We start from the raw sequence: 6348 nt of genomic DNA, 5'->3' as shown, positions 1-6348 counted from the left end.
GAACCTGTCGCGATGTCCGAGCACCCTGAGCCGAAGTCCGCATCGCCACCGCCTGTTCAACCATCACTTCAGCTTTCGCTCGGCTCAACGCTCATCGCCAGCGGTATCGTCCGAAAACCAGATGCAGCGGGATCTGATCCCCTGGCGCCAATCCGACGCCTGAGCCAGGCCGAGAAGATCGCGTTATTCTCCTGATCTTCAGCCTCAAGATGAGCTGATCAATCTAGTGAACATCTCCGCATCGGTGTTTCCCCCGGACAAAACGACGACGACGTTCTTGTTATCGGTCACGATATGACCGGCCAGCAGGGCAGCTAGTCCAACCGCCCCGCCCGGTTCGGCGACCAGTTTGAGTTCGCGGAATGCAAATCCGACCGCTGTGCCGACTTCCGCATCGGACGCGACAACCCCTCCCGCAAGCAGACGGCTGTTGATGGCAAAAGTGATTTCACCCGGGATCGAGGCCATCAGCGCATCGCAGATGGTGCGGCCCTCTGCACGGTGGTTCTCGCGCTTGCCGGCACGCAGCGAACGCGCATGGTCATCGAAGGCTTCGGGCTCCGCAGACATCACCATTGCCTTGGAAAAGCGCGCCTTGATCGCGGTGGCGACGCCTGCGACCAGGCCGCCGCCGGAGGCCGGCGCCACGACAATATCCGGCGAGACACCTAATGCCGCCATGTCCTCGGCAATCTCCCGCCCAACCGTGCCCTGCCCGGCGATCACAAGCGGATCGTCGTAGGGCGGCACCAGCGTGGCGCCGCGCTTGGCGGCGATATCGCGCGCGATGGCCTCGCGATCCTCGCGGTCGCGATCGTACAGCACGACTTCGGCGCCGTAGGCTTTGGTGCGCTCGCGCTTCGATAGCGGCGCATCGGCCGGCATTACGATAGTCGCCTGCATGTTCAGGATTTGCGCCGCCGCCGCCACGCCCTGAGCATGATTACCGGATGAGAACGCCACTACGCCCCCGCCTCGGTCAGCTTCCGGGATCGAGGATAGCTTGTTGAAGGCGCCGCGAAACTTGAACGATCCGGTCCGCTGCAGCATTTCCGGTTTCAGGAAAACGCGGCTTCCGACTCGCCTGTCGAGAGCGGGCGAGGACAACAATGGCGTCCGTACCGCAAAAGGCGCAAGCACGCGCGCGGCGGCATCGACATCGGCGGAACTAACAGGCAGGATCGAAGCTGGCTTTGTCATGCGGCCTTGTATCGCGTACTTCGACCCGCGGACAAGCGCTTAGCGAGCCTCGAGCCAGCCAGCGCCGCGCTCCCGTGTGAACTGCATGCGCTTCGCGTTCGGATTCGCGCCAGAGAAATTTCGCACATTGTCGATGAACGCGCGGCTGGAAGCCTCCCACGTATGATTGGCGGCAAATTCGAGGCAAGCCCGCGGCGAGATCCGCAGTGCGGCGAGGCATGCCAGCTGCAGATCGTCGTTCAACACGCCGACCGGCGCCTCGCCGATCACGTCGCGGGGCCCAGGCACGGGAAATGCGGCGACCGGCAACCCACTGGCCAGCGCCTCCAGCAACACCAAGCCGAAGGTATCGGTCTTGCTCGGAAACACGAAAACATCGGCAGCGGCATAGGCCTCGGCCAGCGCCTCGCCCTGCCGTGCGCCTAGAAAGATGGCTTGCGGGTATTTTCGAGCCAGAGAAGCGCGCGCGGGACCGTCGCCGACAATCAGCTTGGTGCCCGGCAAATCGAGATCGAGAAACGCCTCCAGGTTTTTTTCCAGTGCGATGCGGCCGACCGACAGAAAAACCGGGCGCGGCAGCCTCACGTCGACCTGACGGGGACGGAACAGCGCAGTGTCCACGCCGCGCGGCCAGAGCACCACGTTGCCAAAACCGCGTGCGCGCAGCTCCGCCGCAAGACCTGGCGTAGCGGCCATAACCGCGTGGCTCGGGCCGTGGAAGGCGCGCAGCATCGCCCAAATCCACCATTCGGGGATCGGCAGGCGCGCGGCGATATATTCCGCAAAGCGGGTGTGAAAGCTCGTGGTGAACGGCAATCCTTGTTTGCGGCAATAGCGCCGTACCAGAAATCCGATCGGTCCTTCGGTCGCGATGTGAATGCTGTCGGGATGCGCATCGAGGATCAGATGGGCGATCTTGCCTTGAGACGGCATCGCCACGCGCAATTCCCGGTAGCTTGGCATTGGAAAGCTGCGAAACGAGTTGGGAGTGAGAAAGCTGATCTCCACACCGAGGTTCTTTGATGTTTCGGCCACCATGCTCAGGGTCCGAACCACGCCATTAACTTGCGGGTGCCACGCGTCAGTCGCGATCAAGATCCGCATCAGGCCGCCCGTACAGTTGCCCAGCTCACGGGAACGGCGCGACGCAGAGGATCGGTCCAGGTGATGATTTCAAACCGCCCGTCCTCATGTTCGACAAGCGCGGTGCAGCTTTCGACCCAATCGCCGCAGTTCATGTACCGAATGCCCTGTTCGTCGCGCATGGTGGCGCAGTGAATGTGGCCGCAGATAACGCCATCTGCGCCATGACGCCGAGCCTCAGCGGCGAGCGTCTGCTCGAAAGCTCCGATATAGTTGACGGCGTTCTTGACTTTCAGCTTGGCCCATTGCGACAGCGACCAATACGGTACGCCCAAAGCGCGGCGGAAAAAGTTGACCACCCGATTCATTCGGATGGCGAAATAATACGCCTTGTCCCCAAGGTGGGCGAGCCAGCGTGCGTTCTGCACCACCAGATCGAAAATATCGCCGTGCATCACCAGGTACTTTCGACCGTCGACGCCGACGTGAATCGTGTTTTCGACCACCTCGATGCCGCCGAAATGCGTGCCGTAATAATTCCGCAGGAACTCATCGTGATTGCCGGGGACATAAACGAGCCTGGCGCCCTTGCGGGACTTGCGCAGCATTTTCTGCACGAATTCGTTGTGTGATTTCGGCCAATACCAGCTCGATTGCAGCGCCCACCCGTCAACGATATCGCCGACCAGATAGATGGTTTCGGCATCATGGCTACGGAGAAAATCGAGCAACTGTTCAGCTTGCGAACCCCGGGCCCCGAGGTGGACGTCGGAGATAAACAAGCTGCGAAAGCGTCGTTCGGAACGCGCTTCACTCATTGGCAACTTCCCATGAGCAGCAGCTAACACACTCGCGTGACACGCCGATGACCAGGCCACGGATCGATCACGGATGCGTTTCGGCAAATGCTGATTAGTAAAACCGATGAAAATGATGGATCGGCCCATGCCCCCGGCCGACGCCCAGGCGATCGGCCGCCGCAATCGCGGCGCTGACCCAGCCCTTGGCATTGCGCAATGCCGTTTCCATTTCCTCGCCCTTGGCAAGGCCGGCGGCGATCGCCGACGACAATGAGCATCCGGTACCGTGGGTATTCCTGGTAGCGACGCGCGGCGCGGCGAGGGCGAGCGTGCCGCTACCCGTGATGAGGTAATCGATGCTCTCCGCACCCTTCCCGTGCCCGCCTTTGATCACTACGGCAGGGCAGCGCAGCTGCAATAGCCGCCTACCCTGCCGCTTAATTTCTGCCTCGCTCTCCGCAATCGGCTCGTCGAGAAGCGCGGCAACCTCGGGAAGGTTGGGCGTAATCAAGGAGGCGCGCGGGATGAGCTTCGTCCGCAACGCTGCGACGGCTTCTTCGGGAAGCAGCCGATCGCCCGAAGTCGCCACCATCACCGGATCGAGCACCACGTATTTGGGTGACCAGCGCGCGAGCCCCGCGGCGATCGCGTCGATGGTGGCTGCGTGCGCCACCATGCCGATCTTCACGGCATCGACATCGAGGTCACTGAAAACCGAATCGATTTGCGCGCTCACGAACTCGGCCGGCACGTCATGAATGGCGCTGACGGCGGCGGTGTTCTGCGCGGTCAGTGCCGTGATCACCGAGGCGCCGTACACGCCAAGCGCGGCAAACGTCTTCAGGTCGGCCTGAATGCCAGCGCCGCCGGATGAATCCGAACCAGCGATGGTGAGCGCGATCGGAATTGTCATCGCCTTGCCCGCATCGGTTTCAGCTTTGGCCTCTGGTCATGTTTTGTCCTAGCGCGCCGCGTTATTGGCAGCAAGTTCGCTTGCCACGGCGCCCCGTTGTTTGCTCTATTGCCTGCAGCGCGATGACTTTCGGAGACGACAGCGATGGTTCCTTTCTTTGTCCAGATCAAGTGCAAACTCGGCCAGTCGTACATTGTCGCCAATGCGCTCGCCGAAGCCGAGATTGCCTCGGAGATCTATTCCACCGCTGGCGATTACGATCTCCTGGTCAAGTTCTACGTCGACAAGGACACCGACATCGGGCACTTCATCAACGAAAAAGTGCAGGTCCTTCCCGGCATTCAGGATACCCACACCATCATCACCTTCAAGGCGTTCGGGGCCGGCTAGCGCGACGCTCTGCTCGCTTCGCCATCGGAATTAGCCGTAGCGCTCAATACCTTCCGGGGCGTCATTCCTGCAAATCGTCCGGCTTTGTTTTCCGAGGCCGCGGGGGTCCGTCGACCGGCGGCAGCGATTTGAGGTACTCGGCCATACCGGCGTGATCGTCGGAGCTCAGCTGCGAGATGTTCTTGATGACTCGCGCCATCGCGCCACCGGCGCTGTCACCGTCGGGCATCTCCCCGGTGTGAAGGAAATTGGCGATTTCCTTTTCGCTCCAGTCGCCGATACCTTTTTGCGTGATGTTAGGTACCCAGCCCTCGCCTTCCGGATTTGGCCCGCCCGCGAAGCGCTGGGCGCTGATGATGCCGCCTAGGAAATTCCGCGGGCTGTGACATTCCGCACAATGGCCGAGGCCGCCAACCAGATAAGCGCCGCGATTCCAGCTCGGCGTATGCGCGGGATCAGGCACGAAAGGCTTGCCATCCATGAACAGCAATTTCCAGATTCCGATGTTGCGGCGGATATTGAACGGAAATGGCACGTCGTGATCGCGCACCTTTCCCGATATGGGGGCAAGTGTCTTAAGGTAAGCAAAGAGATCGCGAATGTCGTCGGTCCTGGCGTGCTGATAGGACGTATAGGGAAAAGCCGGAAAGTAATGATACCCCTCAGGCGAAACGCCCTGAGTAACCGCGCGGACAAATTCTGCCTCGCTCCATCGTCCGATGCCGTCGACTGGATCGGGCGAAATGTTGGGCGCGTAGAACGTCCCGAATGGCGAGGTGATCGCAAGACCGCCGCCGAGACTCAAGCGATCGGGCTGATTGGGCACGGCATGGCAGGAAGCACACCCTCCGGCGTTGAACGCTGTCATTCCGTTGACAACATCGGCGGAGTGAGCAGGCGCCGAAATCGCAGACATTGTCGGTGTTGCCGTGAGCCACCAGAAACCGCCCAGCGCCGCTGCGCACGCCACAGCGACAATAAGCAACATACGTCGCGCCATTCACCGGTCCGTCTTCACTTTTGCCAGCTCTTCAGGATCGCTAGCTGGCGGTTAGTATGGCCGGTATTTCAGCCATAAGCTGCTTCAAAAATTTAGGTCGTTTAGTCTCCCGCGCGGGAATAAGGCCGAGATCTCATTGTTTCCAAGGCTAACATCTTCACGCGACGCCAAAAGGGAGAGAACCATGACGAACACAAAAACCATGATTGCCATGCTTGCGATTGGGGCAGCCGTTTCGTTCGCCGGGCCGGCCTTCGCCGAGAAAATGAAGGCTACGCTGGACGGCAAATCCGAAGTGCCGCCGAATACCAGCGCCGGCAAAGGCACAGCCGATATCGACTACAATCCCGGCAGCAAGAAGCTGACCTGGAAGCTCACCTATTCCGGTCTGTCGGGTCCCGCGACCGCGGCTCACTTCCACGGACCCGCCGAGCCAGGCAAGAACGCAGGCGTGGCCGTCGCCATTCCGAATGCCAATTCGAGCCCGGCCGAGGGCAGCGCCACGCTGACGGATGCCCAGGCCGCCGACCTCGTGGCTGGCAAGTACTATGTCAACGTCCACACCGCGGCCAATCCCAACGGCGAAATTCGCGGACAGGTAACGAAGTAGACTGCGCTATCAGGTTTATATCCGACAGGATGGGGCCGGATGCCTGATGCATCCGGCCTTTTTTGACCTTCGACTCGTTGCGCCTTGTCATTCGGCCATCTACTCGGTCGTAACAGGCAATCCCACTCGCCAAGCACAGATCGCTAATGTAGCTTCGGCGCGTCCGAATTTGCTTTCTCCATACTGAAATTGCTTTTTTGCCAGTTCGTTGTTTCACCGGCGGAACCGTGAATTCGCATGACGCTCGCAGCACCCGCAATCATTGACGTGCGCACCGTTAGCAAGACGCCAGCGATTGCGAGTTGGTTCAGCGGCATCGGCGTTCGTCAGGTGCGCCTCGGCTGCGGCCTCG

7 protein-coding genes are annotated in these 6348 nt (G+C 60.8%); 2 read left to right on the top strand and 5 right to left on the bottom strand.

The features are described 5' to 3' along the window. Nucleotides 1–204: 204 nt before the first annotated feature. The 4 genes from VJV58_RS00850 to thiD form a co-directional block, all read right to left on the bottom strand. Nucleotides 205–1200, bottom strand: a complete 996-nt coding sequence (locus tag VJV58_RS00850) for a threonine/serine dehydratase (protein ID WP_324135414.1) — start codon at nucleotides 1198–1200, stop codon at nucleotides 205–207. A 39-nt stretch (nucleotides 1201–1239) separates the two neighbouring features. Beyond that, a complete protein-coding gene (locus VJV58_RS00845) occupies nucleotides 1240–2304 on the bottom strand; it encodes a glycosyltransferase family 1 protein (RefSeq protein WP_324135413.1) in 1065 nt (354 codons plus the stop codon). Then, nucleotides 2304–3101 (bottom strand): UDP-2,3-diacylglucosamine diphosphatase, encoded by a 798-nt coding sequence (locus VJV58_RS00840; RefSeq protein ID WP_324135412.1) that lies wholly within the window; start codon nucleotides 3099–3101, stop codon nucleotides 2304–2306. Before VJV58_RS00840 ends, VJV58_RS00845 begins: the two co-directional genes overlap by 1 nt. A gap of 94 nt (nucleotides 3102–3195) precedes the next feature. Next, nucleotides 3196–3996, bottom strand: coding sequence for a bifunctional hydroxymethylpyrimidine kinase/phosphomethylpyrimidine kinase (gene thiD / locus VJV58_RS00835; RefSeq protein ID WP_324135411.1), 801 nt, complete (start codon nucleotides 3994–3996; stop codon nucleotides 3196–3198). Nucleotides 3997–4140: 144 nt separating this feature from the next. Here thiD and VJV58_RS00830 point away from each other — a divergent pair, with 144 nt between their 5' ends. Further along, on the top strand, nucleotides 4141–4386 hold the full coding sequence (locus VJV58_RS00830) for an Lrp/AsnC family transcriptional regulator (RefSeq protein WP_324135410.1): 246 nt from the start codon (nucleotides 4141–4143) through the stop codon (nucleotides 4384–4386). A gap of 61 nt (nucleotides 4387–4447) precedes the next feature. Here the strand turns inward: VJV58_RS00830 and VJV58_RS00825 are convergent, their stop codons facing one another. After that, complete coding sequence (locus VJV58_RS00825; protein ID WP_324135409.1) at nucleotides 4448–5386, bottom strand: cytochrome c; 939 nt, start codon at nucleotides 5384–5386, stop codon at nucleotides 4448–4450. A 184-nt stretch (nucleotides 5387–5570) separates the two neighbouring features. On the opposite strand from VJV58_RS00825, the gene VJV58_RS00820 reads away from it, so the two are divergent. Beyond that, nucleotides 5571–5996 carry a CHRD domain-containing protein gene (locus VJV58_RS00820; RefSeq protein WP_324135408.1) on the top strand — a complete coding sequence of 142 codons (426 nt, stop codon included), beginning with the start codon at nucleotides 5571–5573 and terminating at the stop codon, nucleotides 5994–5996. The last annotated feature ends 352 nt before the right edge of the window (nucleotides 5997–6348 follow it).

It is taken from the genome of Bradyrhizobium sp., assembly GCF_035273305.1.
Taxonomy (GTDB): Bacteria; Pseudomonadota; Alphaproteobacteria; order Rhizobiales; family Xanthobacteraceae; genus Bradyrhizobium.
Note: the sequence above shows the minus strand (reverse complement) of the source record. Positions and strands in the feature narration are given on the sequence as shown.

Bases quoted from the DNA above. Each gene is read 5' to 3' on its own strand.
- VJV58_RS00850 (WP_324135414.1), bottom strand. From the start codon at position 1,200: ATGACAAAGCCAGCTTCGATCCTGCCTGTTAGTTCCGCCGATGTCGAT.
- VJV58_RS00845 (WP_324135413.1), bottom strand. From the start codon at position 2,304: ATGCGGATCTTGATCGCGACTGACGCGTGGCACCCGCAAGTTAATGGC.
- VJV58_RS00840 (WP_324135412.1), bottom strand. From the start codon at position 3,101: ATGAGTGAAGCGCGTTCCGAACGACGCTTTCGCAGCTTGTTTATCTCC.
- thiD (WP_324135411.1), bottom strand. From the start codon at position 3,996: ATGACAATTCCGATCGCGCTCACCATCGCTGGTTCGGATTCATCCGGC.
- VJV58_RS00830 (WP_324135410.1), top strand. From the start codon at position 4,141: ATGGTTCCTTTCTTTGTCCAGATCAAGTGCAAACTCGGCCAGTCGTAC.
- VJV58_RS00825 (WP_324135409.1), bottom strand. From the start codon at position 5,386: ATGGCGCGACGTATGTTGCTTATTGTCGCTGTGGCGTGCGCAGCGGCG.
- VJV58_RS00820 (WP_324135408.1), top strand. From the start codon at position 5,571: ATGACGAACACAAAAACCATGATTGCCATGCTTGCGATTGGGGCAGCC.